The 21632-nt window shown below is 70.1% G+C and carries 14 protein-coding genes; 6 read left to right on the top strand and 8 right to left on the bottom strand.

The window, feature by feature from the left end:
- Nucleotides 1-69 precede the first annotated feature (69 nt).
- The 8 genes from ACTWQJ_RS10500 to ACTWQJ_RS10465 form a co-directional block, all read right to left on the bottom strand.
- Nucleotides 70-2199: a beta-galactosidase gene (locus ACTWQJ_RS10500; RefSeq protein WP_443306361.1), complete on the bottom strand. Its 2130-nt coding sequence runs from the start codon at nucleotides 2197-2199 to the stop codon at nucleotides 70-72.
- Between the two features lie 64 nt (nucleotides 2200-2263).
- Entirely contained in the window at nucleotides 2264-4018 is a 1755-nt protein-coding gene (locus tag ACTWQJ_RS10495; protein WP_443306360.1) for a cellulase family glycosylhydrolase, read from the bottom strand.
- Between the two features lie 46 nt (nucleotides 4019-4064).
- The gene (locus tag ACTWQJ_RS10490) at nucleotides 4065-4367 is read right to left on the bottom strand and encodes a hypothetical protein (RefSeq protein ID WP_443306359.1); all 303 of its coding nucleotides are present in this window, start codon (nucleotides 4365-4367) and stop codon (nucleotides 4065-4067) included.
- 87 nt (nucleotides 4368-4454) lie between these two features.
- Entirely contained in the window at nucleotides 4455-6443 is a 1989-nt protein-coding gene (locus ACTWQJ_RS10485) for a beta-galactosidase (protein WP_443306358.1), read from the bottom strand.
- Nucleotides 6444-6454: 11 nt separating this feature from the next.
- Nucleotides 6455-6601, bottom strand: a complete 147-nt coding sequence (locus tag ACTWQJ_RS10480; protein WP_443306357.1) for a hypothetical protein — start codon at nucleotides 6599-6601, stop codon at nucleotides 6455-6457.
- Between the two features lie 210 nt (nucleotides 6602-6811).
- Nucleotides 6812-7813, bottom strand: a complete 1002-nt coding sequence (locus ACTWQJ_RS10475; protein WP_443306356.1) for a carbohydrate ABC transporter permease — start codon at nucleotides 7811-7813, stop codon at nucleotides 6812-6814.
- The gene (locus tag ACTWQJ_RS10470; protein ID WP_443306355.1) at nucleotides 7810-8757 is read right to left on the bottom strand and encodes an ABC transporter permease; all 948 of its coding nucleotides are present in this window, start codon (nucleotides 8755-8757) and stop codon (nucleotides 7810-7812) included. The genes ACTWQJ_RS10475 and ACTWQJ_RS10470 overlap by 4 nt, the downstream gene beginning before the upstream one ends.
- Nucleotides 8754-10424 (bottom strand): ABC transporter substrate-binding protein, encoded by a 1671-nt coding sequence (locus ACTWQJ_RS10465; protein WP_443306354.1) that lies wholly within the window; start codon nucleotides 10422-10424, stop codon nucleotides 8754-8756. The genes ACTWQJ_RS10470 and ACTWQJ_RS10465 overlap by 4 nt, the downstream gene beginning before the upstream one ends.
- Before the next feature lie 429 nt (nucleotides 10425-10853).
- On the opposite strand from ACTWQJ_RS10465, the gene ACTWQJ_RS10460 reads away from it, so the two are divergent.
- The 6 genes from ACTWQJ_RS10460 (at nucleotide 10854) to ACTWQJ_RS10435 (ending at nucleotide 21080) form a co-directional block, all read left to right on the top strand.
- Nucleotides 10854-13766, top strand: a complete 2913-nt coding sequence (locus tag ACTWQJ_RS10460; RefSeq protein WP_443306367.1) for a glycoside hydrolase family 3 C-terminal domain-containing protein — start codon at nucleotides 10854-10856, stop codon at nucleotides 13764-13766.
- A 39-nt stretch (nucleotides 13767-13805) separates the two neighbouring features.
- Nucleotides 13806-14549: a family 1 glycosylhydrolase gene (locus ACTWQJ_RS10455; RefSeq protein ID WP_443306353.1), complete on the top strand. Its 744-nt coding sequence runs from the start codon at nucleotides 13806-13808 to the stop codon at nucleotides 14547-14549.
- Nucleotides 14546-16828 (top strand): alpha-xylosidase, encoded by a 2283-nt coding sequence (yicI, locus tag ACTWQJ_RS10450; protein ID WP_443306352.1) that lies wholly within the window; start codon nucleotides 14546-14548, stop codon nucleotides 16826-16828. The genes ACTWQJ_RS10455 and yicI overlap by 4 nt, the downstream gene beginning before the upstream one ends.
- A 100-nt stretch (nucleotides 16829-16928) precedes the next feature.
- A complete protein-coding gene (locus tag ACTWQJ_RS10445; RefSeq protein WP_443306351.1) occupies nucleotides 16929-17921 on the top strand; it encodes a phosphotransferase family protein in 993 nt (330 codons plus the stop codon).
- Between the two features lie 242 nt (nucleotides 17922-18163).
- On the top strand, nucleotides 18164-19216 hold the full coding sequence (locus ACTWQJ_RS10440; RefSeq protein ID WP_443306350.1) for a LacI family DNA-binding transcriptional regulator: 1053 nt from the start codon (nucleotides 18164-18166) through the stop codon (nucleotides 19214-19216).
- Nucleotides 19217-19484: 268 nt separating this feature from the next.
- Complete coding sequence (locus tag ACTWQJ_RS10435) at nucleotides 19485-21080, top strand: ISL3 family transposase (protein ID WP_443306349.1); 1596 nt, start codon at nucleotides 19485-19487, stop codon at nucleotides 21078-21080.
- Nucleotides 21081-21632: the final 552 nt, after the last annotated feature.

Here is a 21632-nt window from a genome sequence, read left to right as displayed (position 1 = left end):
GATGCAGCACATTGCCGTCCGCCGCGCGGCCTCCCTTGGGCGCCGGGCGAGAAGACAGGCGCAGGGCCCTCAGCCGCTCACCAGGATCCGGACGTCCCAGGGACCGAGGCGGACAAGTGAGCCGGCAGGGAGTGAGCTTCCGTCCAGGACGTCAGTGAGCCCCCTCGGGGACCGGGCGTCGGTGGGCTGCCAGTTCCAGTTGTGGACGATGTGGAGGCGGCGGCCGTCCGTGGTCGTGCCGGTGACCGCGGTGACGGAGGCGGGGAGGTCCTGCCACCCGCTGCGCGGGGTGGGAGCGAGCCAGGCCGCGAGCGCGCGGGCAAGGGCACGGTCGGGGACGGTACCGACGCAGGTGATGCGGCCGGCCCCGTGACGGCGGGTGGTGATCGCGGGCCAGCGGCCGAAGTGCGGGTGGTCGTAGGAGGCAAGTACCTCGGCATCGAGGACAGTCAGGCTGTCCGCCCATTGGGTGGCCGCAGCACCGTCCGGAAGGTCCAGCGTGCTGCCGGGGGCCGCGCGCAGCGGCAGGTCGGTGGTGAGGTTGCTGAACTCGTCGTACCAGACGCCGGCGGCTGTACTGAGGCGGGCCGGAGCGGGCTCGTGGCGGGCGCGGCCCTCGTGGTCGGCGTAGGCGGTGCGGGGGCCGAGGACGAGGTGGCCGCCGGCCTCGGCATAGGCGGCGAGCCAGTCGAGCGTTCCGTCGTGCGCGAGGCAGAGGCCGGGGACGATGAGGACGGGATGGCGTTGCGCCGCCTGCTCGGGGGAGGCACCGGGCCTCTCGCCGCGTGGGTCGTGCAGTTGGCGGGCGTGGAGGATGCGCGTCTGGCGTCCGGCCTCGAAGGCGCCACGGTAGAAGGAGTCGAAGATGCGGTGGTAGGCGGCCGCGTCCGGGCCGCCGGCGGGGGTGGCCAGCGGCGGGTATTTCTGCATGAGCCACTTGCTCGGCGCCGAGTAGACCATCGCGATGTCGGCGTCCGGTTCGAGCCCGGCGGCCAGGCTTCCGGCTGCCTCGAACTCGGCGCCCAGCCGGGAGACTTCGGCGTAGACGCGACCGGGGCGACCGCTGTGCGGGAGGACGCCGCCCCAGTAGGTCTCGGCGCCGAAGTGCAGGGTGTGCCAGTGCCAGTACTCGATCATCCGGGCACCGCGGGCCACCAGTGCCCAGGCGGCCTGCCGCCACTGGCCGTCGTAGGCTGGGCGGTTTTCCCAGGGCGAGCTGATCGCCTGGGCGTTGGTCTCGGTGACCAGGAACGGCTCCTGGCGCGAGGAGTAGATCCGGTCCGCGCTCTGGTACAGGGCCCAGACGCCCGTGGCCTTCCACTGGCCGCCCGGGGGTCGCCCGTGACCGTCGGGCGTGGCGTCGGGCAGGGTGAGGGCGTCCTGCATGTCGTAGTAGGGGTTGCCGGCCGTGACGTCCAGGCCGTCGGTCAGCTCGTCGTCCTCCAGCGCCGGGTGGCCGTAGGAGAGGCAGGTGGTGACGAACTGGTCGGGGCGGGCGTACTCGCGGACGATGCCGGCCTGCCAGGCGATGAACTCGGTGGTCTGCCGGGCCTGGAACTCCCGCCACGCCAGGTCGTACTGGGGCTGCGCGTTGCCGTCCGGTGTCCACAGGTCGGCCCAGGTGGACAGGCGGTGTGACCAGTAGACGAGTCCCCATTCGCGGTTCAGGGTCTCCACGTCCCCGTACGTGTGCCGCAGGTGGTCCGTGAAGCGCTGGAAGACGCCATGGTTGTGTGGCAGGCGGGCGCCGGGCTCGTTGTCCACCTGGAAGCCGATGACCGCCGGGTGCTGGGCGTACCGGCCGAGAATGCCGCGGACGACCCGCTCGGCGTGGAAGCGGAAGGCGGGGTGGGTGAAGTCCGCCTCCTGGCGGGCGCCCCAGCCCGTGCGCCGGCCTGTGGCGTGCTCGGCGGCGATCTCCGGGTACTGCCGGGCCAGCCAGGGCGGCACCGCGTACGTCGGCGTGCCGAGGACGACCGAGATGCCGCGCTCGTGCGCGCCGTCCAGCACGGGCTGCAGCCAGTCCAGGTCGAAGCGCCCGTTCTCGGGTTCCCAGGTCGACCAGACCGACTCGCCGACGCGGATGACGGTGAACTTCGCCTCCGCCATGAGATCCAGGTCGGTCTTGAGACGCTCGTAGGGCTGGTATTCGTGGTAGTAGGCGGCGCCGAAGAGGACGCGCGGGGGCAGCGGGAACATGGGTGTCAACCTCGATGGGTGGTCCCGGCTGCCGGTCTCCCGGCAGCCGGGGAGGGGCGTCTGGTCAGGATGCGGTGCCCGTCACCGAGGTGCCGGACTTGGTGACGTGGTAGGTGACGGTGGCGCCGCTGTAGAAGTGGAAGGTCAGCGTCGCCGGTTCCCCGTCGCGGAGCGCGTTCAGGAACTCGGGGGTCAGGATGATCGCGCCGTTCGGGTAGTCGGGCGAGAACGCCTTGTTGAACTCCTGGTACGGGGTCCAGCTGGTCTGGCCGGCGTTGCTGCCGTCGGCGTACGTGGCGTGCATGGTCGCCAGTACGTCACCCCGGTACTGGGTGGGGATGGTGAACGAGCCGGTCGTCCCGGTGGCGTTCGTCAGGACCGGGGTGTCGTGGGTGACCACGTCGATCTGCCAGGGCAGTCCGCTGGAGAACCGGGCCTGGAGCGTGGCGTTGACGCCGTAGGCGCGGTCGCCGACGAGGCGGGTCAGGGCCTTGGCGGTGAGGGTGAGTTGGTTGCCGGAGACGGTGTAGTCGCGTCCTGCGACCAGCTTGGTGCCGCCGTGCCACAGGCCGCGGAAGCTGGTGCCGTTGAGGTTGAGGGTGAGTGACTTGGCTGTGACAGGGCTCGACTTGGGCACGAAGATCTTGTCGAAGGAAGTGGTGCCCGAGCGGGTGGTCCAGCTGGACTTGATCCAGTTGAACAGGGCGGGGTCCCGCCACTGCATGGTGGCGCGGTTCAAGTAGGAGAAGGGGTCCCACAGGGCTGTGGTGACACCGGCGACGCGTGCCTTGTAGCCGAGGTGTTCGAAGTACTTCAGCGCCTCGCCGCGCTCGACGCGGTCGGGGTGGTGGTGGTCGGGCCAGCTGAGCAGGCCGTACTCGCCGAGGTAGACGGGGATGCCCTTGGCGACGAACGTGTCGTGCATGCGGGCGAAGGCGTCGTCCAGGTCCTTCTGCGCGGTGGCGTCGTAGTGGGTGCCGCCCGCGATGTTCACGCTGAACGGGTACCAGCTGTAGTAGTGCACGGTGGCGACCAGGTTGCTGTCGTTCAGCGCGCGGATCGTGGTGGCCAGGTCGTCCATGAGGTTCTGGTCGGGCCTGCAGTAATCCGTGGGCAGGACGAGCAGGCGGTCGGCGTTCCCGCCGCCCGAGGAGCGGACGACCTTGTGGAAGGAGGTGTTCAGCTCACGCAGGAGCTGGGTCTTCTGCGCGTCCGTGGCGCCTCGGAACTCCGGCTCGTTGATGCTCTCGAAGAGCAGGGTGCGCGGTGCGTCCCGGAACGTCGCGGAGATCTGGGTCCAGATGGCGTTGAAGCGGGCGAGCACGTTGTCGTGGTCGGTGGGCATGTCCGCGACCCACTTCCAGGCGTCGTGGTGGACATTGATCACGACGTACAGGCCCTCGGCGAGCGCCCAGTCGACCACCTGCTTGACGCGGCTCATGTACGCGGGGTCGATGGTGTACGGGGCGGTGGGGGAGTGGTGGTCGGCCCAGGTCACCGGGATGCGGACGCTGCGGAAGCCCTGTGCGCGGACGTGGGCGAGCAGTTCCCTGGTGGTCAGCGGGTTGCCCCAGGACGTCTCCTCGGGAAAGGCGTCCAGAGTGTTGCCCAGGTTCCAGCTGGGCTGCATCGCCGCGACGGCGTCCATGGCGGAGGCCGGCACCGTGACCGCCGACCGCGCCGGTGTCGTTGTGCCGTCTGGTGCGGCGAGGGCGGTGCCGCCGGTCAGCCCCAGCATTACGGCCAGCGCGAGCAGCAGGGCGGCCAGGCGTCCCGGGCCGCGGCTGCGGCGGATGGCGGGTTGCCGTATGTCCTTCATGTGTCGTCCCTTTCGGTGGGTCGTTCCTTTGCGTCGGGGCGGTGGTTCAGCGGGCGACGGGCTCGTGGTCGAACCAGTCGAAGTGGGCGGTGCCTTCCGCGGCGTATATGCCGTTGACACGGCCGGTGAAGCCGTCGGCCACCTCGGCGGAGAGGTGGTGGCCGTCGAGGGTGCCGAGGGCGGTGAAAGCACTGTCCGGGCCCTCGAAGCCGAACGAGAGCGTGTCGGGCCCGGTGCGGGCGTCCTGCAGGACTGACGCGCGACGAGCGCGACACTGAGGACCAGCGGCCCCGCGGGAACGGCCCGAGAGGCCACGACGCTGTGCAGCGGGCCGATGCGGGAGGGGCATGGTGGAGCGCATCGGATGTCGAGCCGCAGCGCCGTGCGGTGCCGGCGGATCCTGAGTTCTTCCTCGGCCACGATGGTTCTCCTCGGCTCAGGCCAGCCGGAGGACCGCGCAGCCGCCGGCCGGTACCCGGTGGGCCGTGGCGCCGGTGATCAGATCGTGGGCCGGCTCCGGGAGGGACACGGTCTGGCTGCCGTGGTTGAGCACGATCTGCCAGCGGCGGCCGTCCGGGGCGCGGCGGGTGACGGCTTCCACGCTCTGCGGCATGCCGGGCAGTTCCGGGCCGACGCCGGTCTCGTCGAGCAGTCGGGCGATGAGGGCGGCGTAGTCGGTGTCGTCGAGGCGGGTGGAGAGGTACCAGCCCTGGCCACTGCCGAAGCGGTGCCGGGTCAGGGCCGGGCTTCCCGAGAGCATGCCGTGGGTGTAGGCGGCCAGGGTCTGTGCGCCCTCGGTGTGCAGTGCTTCGCTCCATGCGGTGGCGTGCGAGCCGTCGGAGAGCTCGATCCGCTCGTCCTGGCCCAGCGGGCGGTGCTCCTCGACGCGGATGCCCAGAGCCTGGCGCAGCGGTGCGGCGGGGTATCCGCCCAGGTGGGCGTGCAGGCGCTCGTCGACCATGCCGCTCGCGTGCTGGACAAGCAGCGTCCCGCCGTCTCGGACGTAGCGGCGGAGGTTGTCGGCGGTGGCGTCGGAGAGCAGGAACAGGGCGGGCGCGATGACGAGTTGATAAGAGGTCAGGTCTGTTGACGGGTGGGCGAAGTCGACCGTGACGCCCGCGTCCCACAGGGCCCGGTGGGCGCGGCGCAGGGCGGGGTGGTAGGCGAGTTCGGCGGAGGGCAGGCCGTCGGACTCCAGAGCCCACCAGGCGTCGGAGTCGTGCAGCACGGCGATGCGGGCGGTGACCGTCGAGCCGGCCGGCTCGCCGAGGCGGGCGACGGCCTCACCGGCCGCGGTGACCTCGCGGAAGATGCGGCTGTCCGGACCGGCGTGGGGGACCATCGCCGAGTGCCACTGCTCGGCTCCCGCGCGGGACTGGCGCCACTGGAAGAAGAGGGCGCCTTCGGAGCCGCGGGCGATGTGGCCGAGGGTGTGGCGGAGGATCTCACCGGGTTCCTTGCCCAGGACGCGGTCGCCGGCGTAGACGGTGCTGGTTCCCTGCTCCATGAGCAGCCAGGGGCGGCCGCCGCCGAAGGAGCGGGCGCGATCGGCGGCGAAGGCGGTGTCGGCGGCGGCGTCCAGCCCGGGCGCGTCGGGGTAGTGGTCGATGGCGACCATGTCGACCTCGCGGCCGAAGGCCCACAGATCCAGGTTCTGGTAGTGGGGCAGCATGAGGTTGGTCGTGACCGGCCGGTCGCTGTGCGCGCGGATCGCGTCGCGCTGCTCACGGTACGCGGCGAGGGCCTCGTCGGACCAGAACCGGCGGAAGTCCAGCGCCTGACCGGGATTCTTGTGCCACTGGGTGGCGCGCGGCGGCAGCACCTGCTCCCACGAGGTGTATCGCTGACTCCAGAAGGTTGTGCCCCAGGCCTCGTTGAGAGCGTCCAGCGAGCCGTGTCGGGCGCGCAGCCAGTTCCGGAAAGCGGCTGCGGTGTGCTCGCACCAGCACAGGGTGGCGTACTCGTTGTGGACGTGCCACAGCGCCAGCGCCGGGTGGTGGCCGTAGCGTTCGGCGAGCGCGCCGGCGACGCGGCGGGCCGCGGCGCGGTAGGCGGGGGCGGCGAGGCAGTAGGTGTCGCGGCTGCCGTGGGTGAGGCGGGTGCCCTCCGGAGTGACGGGCAGGGCGTCGGGGTGGACGAGGGTGAACCAGGGCGGCGGGGAGGCGGTGGGGGTGGCCAGGTCCACGGCGATGCCGCCCGCGTGCAGGCGCTCCAGGTGGGCGTCCAGCCAGGCGAAGTCGTAGCGGCCCGGCTCGGGCTCCAGCAGGGACCAGGAGAAAACGCCGACGGTGGCCAGGTTGACCCTGGCCCGGCGCATCAGCTCGTCGTCCTCCTTCCAGACCGGCTCGTCCCACTGCTCGGGGTTGTAGTCCCCGCCGAAGGCCAGACCGCCGAGCTGGTCGGTCAGGTGGCGGATCGTCGTCATCTGAGCCTCTCTCACTGTGTGCGGGCGGATGATCGCCCGGGGGTGGACGCGACAGCCGAGCCGGGGCCGCTGCTCTCGCGGACCGTGAGCACGGGCGGAAGCAGGAGCAGCTCGTCGTCGGGCACCTTGCCGTCCGCCGTCGCGGTGGTGCGGCGCACGAGCTGCTCGACGGCGGGAACAGCACGCGCTCCGGCTGACCGCGGTGACCGGCCCGGTCGACGCACTCGGCTGGTCCGGGCACAGCACGACCACTGAGGTGTCCTGGCTCTTCCTGCTTCCTCGGGGTCGGGTGTGGGAAGCGGCCCCGTTCACGCGGCGGGGAGGGGCGGGCGGGGCCGCTCCTGGTCGTGGCCGTCGGGGCGGTCGGGTCAGCCCTTGATCGCGCCGGTGAGCACGCCGGTGCGGAAGTGCTTCTGGACGAAGGGGTAGACGATCAGCAGCGGCACCAGGGTGAGCACCACCACCGCCATCTGCAGTGACAGCGGGGCGGTCTGGGCGTGGGTGGTGCCGAAGCCGGAGTTCACCGATCCCGGGAGGGTGACGCCTCGGTTGACGTAGGTGAGCAGCACGTACTGCAGCGGCCACTTCTCGCTCTCGGTGGGCATGTAGAGCATCACGTTGAAGAAGGAGTTCCAGTAGCCGACGCCGTAGAAGAGGGCGATCACCGCGGTCACCGCGCGGGAGGTCGGCAGCACGATGGACCACAGGATCCGCCAGTCCCCGGCGCCGTCCATCCGCGCCGCGTCGATCAGCTCGGAGGAGGTCTCCGAGTAGAAGGAGCGCAGCACCAGGATGTTGAAGACCGACACCGCGCCCGGCAGGATCAGGGCCCACCACTGTCCGTATCCGCCGAGGCCGGTGACGACCAGGAAGGTGGGGATCAGGCCGCCGTTGACGAACATCGTGACGATCAGCAGCACCAGCAGCCAGCGGTGCCCGTAGGAGCGGGGCCGCGACAGGCCGTAGGCGCACAGCACCGACACCACCATGGAGATGGCCGTACCGACGGCGGTGATGCCGAGGCTGACCAGCAGGGCGGTGCGCACGGTCTGGTCGCCGAGCATCTCCCGGTAGGCCTGCGTGGTCAGTCCGTCCGGCCAGATGACCAGGCCGCCGGCCCGGTTGATGGCGGCCGGGGTGGACAGGCTGGTCACGAGGATGATCCACAGCGGGACCAGGACGACCGCCACCACGACGCCGAGGGTCACGCCCTTGGCTGCCTGTCCCGCCGGGGTCGGGGGCTCCTCCCAGGACGGCCGCTCCGTCCGCCGCGTACCCAGGACGGCGGGCGCCGCCGTGCCGCCCGCGGCCGGCTGCGCTGCGGTACCGCCCTTTCCGCTCTTGCGGCTGAGTGTGGATGTGTTCGTCATTTGCGGTACAACCCGTCCTCGCCGAAGGCGTGCGCCAGCTTGTTGGCACCCCAGATCAGCAGCAGCGAGATCACGCTCTTGAAGAGCCCGGCCGCCGCGCCATAGCTGTAGTCGCCCGTGGCGATGCCGTAGTAGAAGGAGAAGGTGTCCAGCACGTCCGCCGCCTCGTGGCCGACCGCGTCCCGCTGGATCAGGAACTGCTCGAAGCCCACCGACAGCGCGTTGCCGAGCCGCAGCACCAGCATCAGCACGATCACACCCCGCAGGCCCGGCAGCGTGATGTGCCACATCCGCCGCCAGCGGCCCGCCCCGTCCGCCGCTGCGGCCTCGTACAGGTCGGTGTTGATGGCGGCCAGTGCCGCGAGGAAGACGATGATCCCCCAGCCCGCTTCCTTCCACACCGCCTGCGAGGTCACCAGCAGCGCGAAGGTGTCCGGGTTGGTCATGATGTCCCAGGTGCCGATGTCGTGCGTGCGCAGGAAGTGGTTGAGCGCGCCCGCCCCGCCGAGCATCTGCTGGAAGATCGTGAGGGTGAGGACCCAGGAGAAGAAGTGGGGCAGGTATACGATCGCCTGGATGCTGTTGCGCACCCGCTCACTGAGCACCGTGTTGAGCAGCAGGGCCAGGGCGATCGGGACCGGGAAGAAGAGGATCAGCTGGACGAAGCTCAGATACAGGGTGTTCGTCAGCGACTGCCAGAACAGCGAGTCGCCGAAGAGCCGCTCGAACTGGGCGAAGCCGGCCCATTCGCTGTTCCACACGCCGGTCAGCGGGTCGTAGAACTGGAAAGCCGTGACCACGCCGAACAGCGGCGCGTAGTTGAACACCAGCAGCAGGACCACGGTCGGCACCGTCATGATCAGCAGAGTCCGGTCGCGCCGCAGCCGGATCCGCCGGGTCAGCCCTGCGGGCCGGTCGTTCCGCGGCGGGCTTGCCGTGCTCACTGGCCGGTCCCGTACTTGTCGAGGACGTTGTCGGTCATCCACTGCTTGAGCCGGTCCCCGCCGCCGCTCGACTTCCAGCTCGCGATGGCGTCCTGGACGTCCTTGACCTTCTTCTTGCCGTGGTAGCAGTCCTTGATGGTGTCCTCGACGGACTGCGCGGCGAGCGTCGTGGTCATCGCCTGCGGCATGCTGATGTTCATGTTCCAGAAGACCGGCTTGTACAGGCGCTTGACGTTGGCGGCCTGCCAGGCGGCGGCGTCCCGGGTGACGATGTCGGCACCCTGGTTGCTGAGCACGGCGGGCGGTGCGGCGAGGAAGGGGTAGGTCGGCGCCTGGACGTACTTCTTGCCCGCCTCGGTCGCCGTCGGAACGCCACGCTCCATGGTGTGGTGGATGCCCTCGACCCCGAAGTTGACCATGGTGTACTCGCGTGAACCGTACGGCGCGGCAAGGTAGTCGGCGACGGCCAGCAGCTCCTCGATCTGCTCGGGCTTCAGCCGTGCGTTGAGGTAGCTGATCATGCTGGAGGAGGAACCCAGGAAAGTGCGCGGGGTGCTCCTGCCGTCGGCGGCGAAGATGTCGAACGCACCGCGCCGGTAGTTCTTGTCGGCGGCCGTTCCGGACTGGTGGTCGGCGACGGACCACGCCCCCATCCCCCCGCCCGAGATCAGCACTTTCCCGGAGTAGAAGCGCGTGGTGCCGTCGGCGTTGTTGCCGGCCAGCGCGTCGGGATGCGCATAGCCGTTGGCGGCCAGCCGGTGGTGCCAGTCGAGTGCCTCCAGGAACCCCGGCACCTCGTACGCGTGGAGCAGCTTGCCGTCCACGACCGTCCACTTCGGGGGCACGTCCCAGAAGGGGAACAGGTACGTCCACACGTCGTCGAAGGCCCATACGCCGCGCTTGGCGTCGGTCAGCTCCTTGCCCAGGTTCATCAGGTCGTCCGCGGAGGTGACCTGATCGGCCGTGATGCCCTTCGCCTCCAGGATGTCGCGCCGGTAGAACGTGGTGCCGGCGACGACGAACCTGCTGGAGGAGCAGGGTATGCCGTACAGCTTGTCGCCCCAGGCCCCGACCTGCCAGGCGCCGGTCGGGATCGCGGCGAGGTTGGGGTACTTCTTGATCTTGTCGCCGGACAGATACGGCGTCAGGTCCGCGAGCTGGGTCCCGGCCAGCCGGCCGACGTTGAACTGGCTGTTCCACCAGGTCGGCAGCTGGACCCAGTCGGGCAGGCGCTTCGCCGCCGTCATCGTCGGGATGATGGTGTGGTAGTTGTTGCCGTCCGCCGGCTTCATGGTCAGCTCGACGCCTAGGGCCTTGTTCATCGCCTCGTAGAAGGAGTTGCCGGGCGCTGGCACAGTGCCCCACAGCGGGGTGACCGCGGTGTACTTGCCGCCCTTGCCCGGGGTGCCGGAGACCGTGGCGACCTGCTCGGACGGGTAGCGCAGGAACGCCGGATCGGTCACCGCGCCGTCGCCGCCCGCGACCGGGGCGATGTCCGGCTCGACGGGGTTCCTCGGCACATAGGCGGGCAGCGCGGCCTTCAGGCCTGCCTTCGAGTTCGCGCCCGTCTTCTGCTCTGGGCCACCCCCGCACGCAGAGAGCAGCGGGCTAAGGGCGACTGCCCCCGTGGCGCCGACGGCGGTGCGCAGGACGGATCTGCGGTTCATAGAGGTACTCATGGCGATCAGTGGCCCTTCTGTCACGCGGAGAGCTCTGACAGGGAGACGGTCTCCGCGCATCTTGAGCGGTGCGGAGGAGGAGGCACGGTGGGGCAGGCGGAGGTGGACCGAAGGCCGCACAGCACGAGTCGATGCGCTTCGATGAGCGTTAACGTTAACTCTGGGTTTCACACGCGACAAGTGGTCGGACGCAACTCCTTTTCTTCCGTGCCGCACCAGGTGCTGACCTGCCAGATCATCAGAGTTATCTGGTATTCAGGCAGTTGAGACGGGCTGGGAGACGGCGAAAAATCACCAGCCGATTGACAGCCTGCTGGCTCCATGTCACTTTCGAAGCGCTTCGACGACAGTGCTGCCGCCACGCGCTTTCGAGTCCTCGCTCATCATCCAAGGGGTTCCCACGTGAACAGCCCGTCCATGCCCGAAGCCGCCTTGCCCGTAGCCGGGTTGCCGTTCCGCGATTCCGCGCTTGGGATGCGCGACCGGGTCGAGGACCTCCTCGGCCGGCTCACTCTCGATGAGCGGCTGGCGATGCTCCACCAGTACGCGCCGGCCGTCCCGCGTCTCGGCCTGGCGCCGTTCCGGACCGGGACCGAGACACTCCACGGTGTGGCCTGGCTGGGCCCGGCCACGGTCTTTCCGCAGGCCGTGGGGCTGGGCGCCACATGGGACGAGAATCTCGTGCGGAGCGTCGGCGAAGCCGTCTCCACTGAACTGCGGGCCTTTCACCGCCATCGTCCGCCGGCCATCGGTATGGCTGTCGAGCGAGGAGCGAACTCGCTGCAGACCTGGTCACCCGTGGTGAACCTGCTGCGCGATCCGAGGTGGGGTCGCAACGAGGAAGGCTACTCCGAGGACCCGCTGCACACCGCGCGCCTCGGTACCGCCTACTGCCAGGGCCTGGTCGGCGACCATCCGGACTACCTGCGTGCCGCCCCGGTGCTCAAGCACTTCCTCGCCTACAACAACGAGACCGATCGCTGCGTCACCTCTTCCGGGCTGCGTCCCCGTGTGCTGCACGAGTACGACCTGGCCGCCTTCCGCCCGATCATCGCCTCCGGCGCGGCCACCGGCGCGATGGCCGCTTACAACCTGGTCAACGGCCGCCCCTGCCACGTCAGTCCGCTCCTGGAGGACGAACTGCGGCGCTGGGCGCGGGAGACCGGCCACGAACTGTTCGTGGTCAGCGACGAGGAAGCACCCTGCAACCTGGTGGAACTGGAGCACTACTTCGAGGACCACCCCACGTCCCACGCCGCCGCGCTGAAAGCCGGCATCGACAGCTTCACCGACCACCGCGAGGACAGCGCCACCGTGATCGGCCGACTGCGCGAGGCGCTGGAGCGCGGACTGATCGAGGAGGAGGACGTGAACCGGGCAGTGCGCCGCCAGCTGCAACTCCGCTTCCGCCTCGGTGAGTTCGATCCCGACCTCGACCCGTACGCCGGCATCGGCCCGGAGGTGATCGACTGCCCCGAGCACCGCGTCCTCGCCCGGCGCGCCGCGACCGAGTCGGTGGTGCTGCTCAAGAACGACGGCCTGCTGCCCCTGAACCCGGAGCGAGCACCACGGATAGCCGTCATCGGGCCGCACGCCGACACCCTGTACGAGGACTGGTACAGCGGCACCCTGCCGTACCAGGTCGGCATCGCGACCGGCCTGAGCGCCGCGCTCGGACAGGGGAGCGGCGAGGTGGTCTGCGTGCAGGGTGCCGACCGGATCGAGCTGCGCTCCCGCAACACCGGCGAGCCGCTGGGCGGAACCGCGTTCGACGTCCAGGAGTGGGGCGACGGCGTCCTCACCCTGTGCGACGCCGGCACCGGCCGCTACCTCGGCCTCGAGGACGACGCCTCGCTCGTCGCCGACCGGACGCTACTCAAGACCTGGTTCATCAACGAAACTTTCCGTCTGGAGCCCGCCCCGGACGGTGAGGGCGACACCTTTCTGCTCCGCAACGTGCGCACCGGCCGCTACGCCGCCCTCGATCCCGCCGACGGCCGGGTGCGCGTCACCGCCGAGAGCCCCGCGATGGCCGAGCGCTGGCAGCGAGAACTGCTGCGTGACGGCGCGGCGGAGGCGCGGGCTGCCGCCGAGGAGGCCGATGTGGCGATCGTCGTCCTCGGCAACCACCCGATGATCAATGGCCGCGAGACCGAGGACCGTACCGGAATCGCCCTGCCCGAGACCCAGGAAGCGCTGCTGCGCGCAGTCGCCGCGGTCTGCCGGGAAACCGCGCTCGTCGTCATGAGCAGTTACCCCTACGCCGTCGACTGGGCCGACGCCCACCTGCCCGCGCTGCTGTGGACCTCGCACGGCGGGCAGGAGACCGGCCGCGCGCTGGCCGCCGTGCTTCTCGGCGAGGCCGACCCGGCCGGGCGGCTGCCGCAGACCTGGTACCGCGGCGACGACGAGCTGCCGCACCCGCTCGACTACGACGTCATCAAGGCCGGCTGGACCTACCAGTACCACCGCGCCGCGCCGCTCTACCCGTTCGGCCACGGCCTGTCGTACACCGACTTCGCCCACCGAGACCTGCGGCTCTCCGCGGACTCCATGACCCAGGACGGCTCGGTGGACGTCACAGTGACGCTCGCCAATACCGGCGCGCGTCCCGGCAGCGAGACCCTCCAGCTCTACGTCCGGCCTGTGGACGCCCGTTACCAGGCGCCCCGGCTGCGGCTCGCCGACTTCCGCAAGGTCCGGCTCGACCCGGGCGAGAGCAAGGAGCTCACCTTCCGGCTCCCCGCCGAACGGCTCGCCCACTGGGACGTCAACACCGGAGCCTTCACCGTCGACCCCGGCGACTACGAGATCCTGCTCGCGCGCTCCGCCGAGAACATCGTCCGTACCGCGCGGCTCACCGTCACCGGAGCCGCCCCCCAGCCCCGCGTCGTCGTCGACCGGTGCACCCTGACCGTCGACTTCGACGACCACGCGGACCTCACCATCACCGACGCAACCCGCACCACCGGCGACGCCGTCACCCCCGCCGACCCGGCGCGCCCGGCGACCCTGCTCTTCCGCTCCGTCGATCTGACGGGAGCCGTCCGGGTGGAGGCCGAAGTCTCCCGCACCGGCGACGAACCGGACGCAGCGGCGCTGGAGTTCCACGTCGACGACCGCTTCCTGGTGCGGATCGCGGTCCCGCCCACCGGTGACCGCCATGCCTGGACGACCGTCGGCTGCCGGCTCCCGGATGCCCTGGACGGCGTCCACGACCTGCGGCTCACCCTGCACGGCGACGTCCGCGCCGCCGCCTTCCGCTTCGCCTCGGCCCACCCGCAGAGGGCTGAGACCGGCGGCCCACCGAAACCGGCGGCCCGCCTGTGAGGGCGGCGGGCCGCCCCTTCCCGACACCCGAGGAACGTCATGCCACTGACAGCCATGCCACTCGACGAACTCGTCGGCTACCGCCCGGAGTGCCGAGCCCCGGAGGACTTCGACGCCTTCTGGTCGCGAACCCTCGCCGAGGCGGACGACGTGCGCTTCCCCGGCTGGCAGGGTGAGCCGGTGGCCGCCTGGCTGATCCGGCCACGCGGCGCCGAGGGGCCGCTGCCGGTCGTTGTCACCTACATCGGCTACAGCGGCGGCCGGGGCCTGCCCACCGACCACCTCACCGTGGCCGCCGCACCGCACCGCGTGGCCGACCCCGAACAGCGCACCGCCGTGGACATCGGCGTGGCCGAACTGGACCCGTACGGCACCCGGCACACCACCATGGACTGGCCGGTCGTCCCGTCCGCCTTCACCGAGCTGCTGTGCGACTTCCACGTCCGCTTCCCGCAGTTGCCGCCGATCTGGATCACGGAGAACGGCTCGGCGGAGGCCGACACGGTCGCACCCGACGGCCAGGTCCACGACCCCGACCGGATCGACTACCTCGCCGACCACCTCACCGCCGTGGCCGACGCCATCGCCACCGGTGTGGACGTACGCGGCTACTACGCCTGGTCGCTGCTGGACAACTTCGAGTGGGCGCGAGGCTACGACCAGCGTTTCGGCCTCGTCCACGTCGACTACGCCACCCTGACCCGCACCCCCAAGGACAGCTACCACTGGTACCGCGGCCTGATCACCGCGCACCGCGCGCGGACGGAGGAACCTGCCCGATGAAGTTCACGGACGGCTACTGGCTGATGCGTCCCGGCTGCACGGCCCGCTACGCCGCAGAGGTCGCCGACGTCCGTGCCGACGACCACCGGATGACCCTGTACGCGCCCGTGAAACAGGTGAGCCGGCGCGGGCAGACCCTCAACAGCCCGCTGCTGACCGTGGAGTGCTGGTCCCCGGCCGAGGGAGTCATCGGCGTGCGGACCACCCACCACGCCGGATCGGTGCGCCGGGGACCGGAGTTCGCATTGCCCGGCGCCCACGCGGACGCCGGCAAGGTGCGCCGGGACGGAGCGGTACTGGAGCTGGTCTCCGGCGAACTGACGCTGCGGGTGGACACGGAACAGCCGTGGCGGCTGGACTTCACCGCCGGCGGACGTGTGCTGACCTCAGTGGGGGAGCGCGGCACGGGGTTCATCACCGACGCCGAGGGCCGGCACCACATTGTCGCCCAACTCGCCCTGGGCGTGGGGGAACTGGTCTACGGACTCGGTGAGCGGTTCACCCCGTTCATCAAGAACGGGCAGACGGTGGACATCTGGCAGGCCGACGGCGGCACCAGCAGCGAACAGGCCTACAAGAACATCCCGTTCCACCTGACCAACCGCGGCTACGGTGTCTTCGTGAACCATCCCGGCAGGGTCAGCTACGAGGTCGGCTCGGAGTCGGTCGGTCAGGTGCAGTTCAGCGTCGAGGACCAGTCGCTGGAGTACTTCGTCGTCCACGGCCCCACCCCCAAGGAGATCCTCGCCCGCTACACGGCCCTCACCGGACGCCCGGCTCTGCCCCCGGCGTGGGCACTGGGGCTGTGGCTGACCACGTCCTTCACCACCGAATACGACGAGGCCACCGTCAACCGCTTCGTCGGCGGCATGGCCGAGCGCGGCATTCCGCTGAGCGTCTTCCATTTCGACTGCTTCTGGATGCGCGAATACCAGTGGTCCGACTTCAGGTGGGATGCGGAGACGTTTCCCGACCCGGAGGGCATGCTGGCCCGGCTCAGGCAGCAGGGCTTGCGCATCAGCGCCTGGATCAACCCGTACATCGCACAGAAGTCGGATCTGTTCGACGAGGGCATGCGCGAGGGCTACCTGGTACGCCGCACCGATGGCAGCGTGTGGCAGTGGGACCTGTGGCAAGCGGGCATGGCCCTGGTCGACTTCACCAACCCGGCGGCCAGTGACTGGTACACCGGCAAACTGCGCACCCTGCTCGCCCAGGGCGTCGACTGCTTCAAGACCGACTTCGGCGAGCGCATCCCCACCGACGTCGTCTGGCACGACGGCTCCGACCCGGAACGGATGCACAACTACTACACCCACCTCTACAACCAGGCCGTCTTCGAGCTGTTGCGCGAGGAGCGCGGCGAGGGCGAGGCGCTGCTGTTCGCCCGCTCCGCCACGGCCGGCGGCCAGCAGTACCCGGTGCACTGGGGCGGGGACTGCGAGTCCCATTTCAACGCCATGGCTGAGTCGCTGCGCGGGGGGCTCTCCCTCGGTCTGTCCGGCTTCGGCTTCTGGAGCCACGACATCGGCGGCTTCGAGGGCACCCCGACGCCGACCGTCTTCAAGCGCTGGGTGCAGTTCGGCCTGCTCTCCTCGCACAGCCGCCTGCACGGCAGCAAGTCCTACCGCGTCCCGTGGGACTACGGCGAGGAAGCGGTCGCAGTCACCCGGGAGTTCACCCTCCTCAAGCACCGCCTCGCCCCCTACCTGCACCGTGCGGCCCAGCAGGCCCACGCCACCGGGGTACCGGTGATGCGGGCCATGGTGCTGGAGTTCCCCGACGACCCGGGCGTGGCGGCACTCGACCGGCAGTACATGCTCGGGGACGACCTGCTCGTCGCGCCCGTCTTCTCCGAGGGCGGCACAGTGGAGTACTACGTGCCCGAGGGGACGTGGACGAACGTACTGACCGGCGTCCAGGTCACCGGCCCGCGCTGGGTGCGCGAACACCACGGCTTCCACACCCTGCCGCTGCTCGCCCGCCCCGACTCGGTCATCCCGTACGCCGCCGACGACCAGCACCCCGTCTCGGCCTGGGCCGACGGCGTCGAGTTGAGAGTCCACGCCTTCGCCGACGGCGCGGAACAAACCCTGGTGATCCCGCGCGCCGACGGACCGGGTGAGACGGCCCGCTTCCACCTGCGCCGCGACGGCGGCCACCTCCGGGTCACCACCAACAGCCCCCACCCCTGGCAGCTCCGGCTCGGCGGACCGGACGGAACCCTCCATACGAGCCCCGCCGGCACGCTGGAAGCCGACCTGCCCTACCCGCGCTGAACCAAGCACAGGGCGGTTCCCCTGCTCGACTGGCGGGAACCGTCTCGGTGCCGTTCGCCACTCCAGTCAATGCCCCGACCGCAACCGAAAGCGTGCCGCCGTGCAGAGCCAGACCAAGCGCCACATGTCCCCCGACCAGCTCGATGCTCTGCTGCGCGGCACTGCGGGCATCGGGTGCCGCCTCGAGACCGAGCTGACCGACGGCTGGTTCAACAGTGCCTACCGCGTCCTGCTCGACGACGGCCGTCCAGCCGTCGTCAAGCTCGCCCCTCCGGCCGACGCGGCGGTCCTCCGGTACGAGCGCGGCATCCTCGCCACGGAGGCCATGGTCTACCGGCGGCTCGCGGCCCTCCCCGGCGGCAGCGTGCCGACGCCGGAACTGCTCTATGCCGGAGAGGAGTTCCTCGCCCTTTCCGTCTTGGAAGGGATCCCGTTGGACAAGGTGGCCGACCGCATCCGCCCCGCCATCGGGGCGGCGCTTCGCCGCGAGCTGGGTGCGATCACCGCGCGTCTGCACACCCTGGCCCCACAGGACGGGCGGTTCGGCTATCCAGCCGGTGAGTCCGGGCTCTCCGCCCGCGACTGGCGGACGGCGTTCACCGCGATGGTGGACGCGCTCCTCGACGACGCCGATCGCTGGCAGTCCCCGCTGGACGTGCCGCCGGCCGACATTCGGACGCTGGTGGCCGAGGGCTGGTACGCGCTCGACGAAGTCGCCGAGCCCCGGCTCGTCCACTTCGACCTGTGGCCGGGCAACATCTTCGTCGACCTCGGCGTCGACGGGACACACGCCCGGATCACCGGACTCATCGACCACGAACGTGCGTTCTGGGGCGACCCGGCCGCCGAGCTGGTCTCCCTGGCCTTCGGCGGCGACACCGGCCCCGACAGCGACCTTGTCGCCGGCTACATCGAGGCCGGAGGCAGCCTCGACTTCACTCCCGCCTTCCAGCACCGACTGGCCCTCTACCACCTCTATCTGGGCCTACTGCTCGTCGTCGAATGCGGGCCGCGCGGCTACGGTCCCGATCACCTCGCATTCTGCCGCAGCACGCTCGCCGAGGCCATGACACGGCTGCAGAGCCTGGGGTAGCTGCCTGCAGGGCGTGAGCCGGGTGACGGGTTACTGGCTAGGGTCTGGGGGGTGATGTTGGAGCGGAACACCGTCGAGGGCTTGATCAACAAGCTGAAGACCTGGGGCAGAGGGGGAGTGCCCGGACGTTGGCGCGCCGGCGCCTGGACGACCTGGAGCAGGCGATAGCCGTCATGCCGACCTGCACTACCCTGATCTATTAGGCCTGATCTCATGCATGAGATGACACCCGCGGGAGTGTGATGGACCCGACCGCCGACACCCAGGTGCGTCCGGTGGTGCTCAGCGACCTCGCCGAACGCCTCGGCGTCTCAACAATGACGGTATCCCGGGCGCTCAACGACCAGCCCGGGGTCGGCGCGGCGACCCGCGCGAGGATTCTGGCGCTGGCGACCGAACTCGGCTATCGCCCCAATGCCTCGGCGCGGGCCCTGGTGACCGGTCGCAATTCGGTGGTGGGCATGATCGGTTTTGACATCCCCTACTACGGCCCCGGCTCCGTCCTTGACGGGATCGGCCAGGCCGCCCGACGACTCGGCTATTCGCTCCGGGTGGCGACAATGAACTCCAGCGACAAGGAATCTCCGGACGAGCTGACGGGACAGCTGGTCAGCGAGGGCGTCGCCGGTCTGATCATCGCCGCCCCGCACCGGTGGACGGCGCTGGCGCTCAAGCGTGTGCCGCCGCAGATGCCGACCGTCGCCATCGACGTCGAGCGCCCGCAGCGGCTCGCACCGGTCGTCGGGCTGGCGCAGGCTCCGGGCGCCAGGACAGCGACCGAACACCTGCTCGCTCTCGGTCACGAAAGGGTCTGGCACCTTGCCGGGCCGGCCGACTGGGATTCCTCACACCTGCGCGAGCGAGGCTGGCGGGAAGCCCACACCAACGCCGGGCGCACGCCGCCGCGGGTGATGAGGGGCGACTGGACTGCTCGCTCCGGCTACGAACTCGGCCGACGGCTCGCAGCGCGACCGGAGGTGACCGCCGTCTTCGCCGCCAACGACCAGATGGCCATCGGCGCCCTGCGCGCCCTGCGCGAAGCGGGCCGCGACGTGCCCGGTGACGTCAGCCTCGTCGGGTACGACGACATACCCGAAGCCGCCTACCTCTGGCCGCCGCTGACCACGGTACGCCAGGACTTCGGCGCAGCGGGCCGCCGATCCCTCGACCTGCTGGTATCCCAGATGCGAGGAGCACCGCGCAACCCGGAAGTCACCCTCATCGGCACTGAGCTCGTCGTCCGGGAAAGCTCCGCACCACCGCCACCGCCACCGCCACGGCCAGGCACCGGCTGAGTGGCGGCACAGCGGGCGCAACACAGCGGCCAGAGCGGTGAGTTCACCATCGCGCTGGGTGCGAACAGCTCCAGTACCGCCTCGGCGTTTGCCCGTTTTCTGCAGAAGGCCCCCGAAGCGGAGCGCACGGAGCCCGAGCGGGTCTGGTGAGCCGGCACCGAGCCGACGGGCCTGATGAGGATCTCTGAAATCGGCTCTGACCGCAGTTCCGTGAATTCCCAGGTCAGGGGCGGGAACGGGGGATCGTTTCGGCAGTGTGTTTCCTGCCGTGGCGAGCAAGTCGGTTGAGGATGTGCTGTTTCCCGGGATCGGTGTGCGAGTGGAGCGCGTCAGCGACTCCTCCGGCGTCCTGGTGGTGGAGGCGGTGTCCACCGGTCGGCCGGGCCGATGCCCGGACTGCCGGAAGCAGGCCAGACGCGCGCACAGCTCGTACCAACGCAGCCTGGATGAGCGGCCGTTGGGCTCGCGGCGGGTCGTGGTCCGCCTCCGGGTGCGCCGGTACTTCTGCGACCGGAAGAGGTGCTCCCGGAAGACGTTCGCCGAGCAGGTGCCGGGCCTGACCGAGCGCCACCGCCGGTCGAGCACCGGGCTGACGGGGTGGCTGCGGTCGATCGCGGTGGAGTTGGGCGGCCGTCCGGCGGCCCGGCTGTGCCGGCGCCTTCGGCTTGCTGCGGGCCGGACCCGGCTGCTCAGGCTACTGACAGCGCCGTCGGTTCCGGAGCGTGCCCCGCGGGTGCTGGGAGTCGACGAGTTCGCCTTCCGCAAGGGCTGCACCTACGGCACCGTCCTGGTCGACGTCGAGGCCGGCCGGGTCGTGGACGTGCTGCCCGACCGCACCTCGGAAACGTTCGCGGCCTGGCTCAGAGACCATCCCGGCGCGGAGATCATCTGCAGGGACCGGGCCACTGCCTACACGAAGGCGGTCAAAGAAGCCGCCCCCGACGCCCTCGAAATCGCAGATCGCTGGCACCTGCTGCAGAACCTGTCCGCCGCGGTGGAGAAGACCTGCCACCAGCACCGCAACTGCCTGCGCAAACACGCCGAGCAGGACGCGGAACCGACCGTGCCGGAACCGGTCCTCATGGAACTGCCGGTGCCGGAACTGCCCCGCACCCGGATCATCGAGCGGACCCGCCACCGTTACGAGGACGTCCACCGCCTGGTGGAGAAGGGCTGGACGATCAGTGCCATCGGCCGCCGCCTGAACCTCGACCGCAAGACCGTCCGCCGCTTCCGCGACACCGACCTCGACGAACTGCTGGCCTCCGCCCGCGACCGCCGCCCCAACGGCGTCCTGGAACCGTTCAAGGCATACCTCAACGCCCGCTTCACCGAGACCCAGGGCCAGGTCAGCGGCACCCGCCTGTTCCAGGAGATCCACGAACGCGGCTACCGGGGCAGCCGTCAGGTGGTCCGCAAGCACCTCGCCGCCCTGCGGGCTGGCACCGCTGAGCCGGTCCGGGCCGACATCCCCAGCCCCCGGAAGATCACCTCCTGGATCATGCGGCCCCGCGAGACCCTCACCGAGAGCCAGGACCGGAGGCTGCTTCAGGTCCGGCTCGCCTGCCCGGACATCACCCGCGCCTGCGACCTCGCCCGCACGTTCGCCGATCTCGTCCGTCACCGGCGCGGATACCTGCTGCTGGAGTGGATCCGCCAGGCCGAACAGGACGCCCCGAAACCGATGCAGGGCTTCGCCGGCTTCCTCCGCCAGGACCTCGACGCCGTCACCGCCGGCCTCACCCTCGAATGGAGCTCCGGCGTCGTCGAAGGTCACGTGAACCGGGTGAAAACACTCAAGCGAGCCATGTATGGCCGGGCATCCTTCGAACTCCTCCGCACCCGCATCCTCACCCAGCCATGAGGCCACGAAAACCAGCTCGCCAGCCGCCACACTGCCAGGTACGTTCACCTCGTGTGCTACTACGCCGAGAGGCCCTACAAGCTGCATTACGCGTGCGTGCCCTGCCGTGTCGCGTTCAAGCAGCATCCCCGGCCCGGCGAGCACCGATGTCCCCGATGCTCAGAGCCAATGGTCTGTGCCGGCCACGACTTCGCGGCACCCCGGCGCCGAGACACCAAGGCATGGACCGTCGTAGCTGCGGTTCTCAACGCCGGACTGCGTTACGAGGGCCGCGAACCGTGTGGCTGCGGCAAGGAACCGAAATTCCGCCCCCGCACCCGAGCTCAGCTGCGAGCACGTCGAATCGCAGCAGCACGAACTGGCACTCCTCTCGCCGACATGCTGGGACGCGCAGACCTACAGGCATCAGGCTGATCTGACCGAGTCGTGCACAGACGGCACACGACCCGCTACGTCATCAATCAGGTCATTCACGCGACTGCGGCCAGGGCCGATTTCAAAGAGCGTCATCACGTGAGGGTCGCGCCGTACTGCTCGTACAGGGTGCGCAGA

Origin of the sequence: Streptomyces sp. KR55, assembly GCF_052245645.1 — a bacterium.
Classification (GTDB): domain Bacteria; phylum Actinomycetota; class Actinomycetes; order Streptomycetales; family Streptomycetaceae; genus Streptomyces; species Streptomyces flavusporus.
Note: the sequence above shows the minus strand (reverse complement) of the source record. Positions and strands in the feature narration are given on the sequence as shown.

Coding starts and splice junctions, on each gene's coding strand:
- ACTWQJ_RS10440 (WP_443306350.1), top strand. CDS start 18,164: ATGGACCCGACCGCCGACACCCAGGTGCGTCCGGTGGTGCTCAGCGAC.
- ACTWQJ_RS10465 (WP_443306354.1), bottom strand. CDS start 10,424: ATGAACCGCAGATCCGTCCTGCGCACCGCCGTCGGCGCCACGGGGGCA.
- ACTWQJ_RS10485 (WP_443306358.1), bottom strand. CDS start 6,443: ATGACGACGATCCGCCACCTGACCGACCAGCTCGGCGGTCTGGCCTTC.
- yicI (WP_443306352.1), top strand. CDS start 14,546: ATGAAGTTCACGGACGGCTACTGGCTGATGCGTCCCGGCTGCACGGCC.
- ACTWQJ_RS10500 (WP_443306361.1), bottom strand. CDS start 2,199: ATGTTCCCGCTGCCCCCGCGCGTCCTCTTCGGCGCCGCCTACTACCAC.
- ACTWQJ_RS10495 (WP_443306360.1), bottom strand. CDS start 4,018: ATGAAGGACATACGGCAACCCGCCATCCGCCGCAGCCGCGGCCCGGGA.
- ACTWQJ_RS10460 (WP_443306367.1), top strand. CDS start 10,854: ATGCCCGAAGCCGCCTTGCCCGTAGCCGGGTTGCCGTTCCGCGATTCC.
- ACTWQJ_RS10490 (WP_443306359.1), bottom strand. CDS start 4,367: ATGCCCCTCCCGCATCGGCCCGCTGCACAGCGTCGTGGCCTCTCGGGC.
- ACTWQJ_RS10475 (WP_443306356.1), bottom strand. CDS start 7,813: ATGACGAACACATCCACACTCAGCCGCAAGAGCGGAAAGGGCGGTACC.
- ACTWQJ_RS10455 (WP_443306353.1), top strand. CDS start 13,806: ATGCCACTGACAGCCATGCCACTCGACGAACTCGTCGGCTACCGCCCG.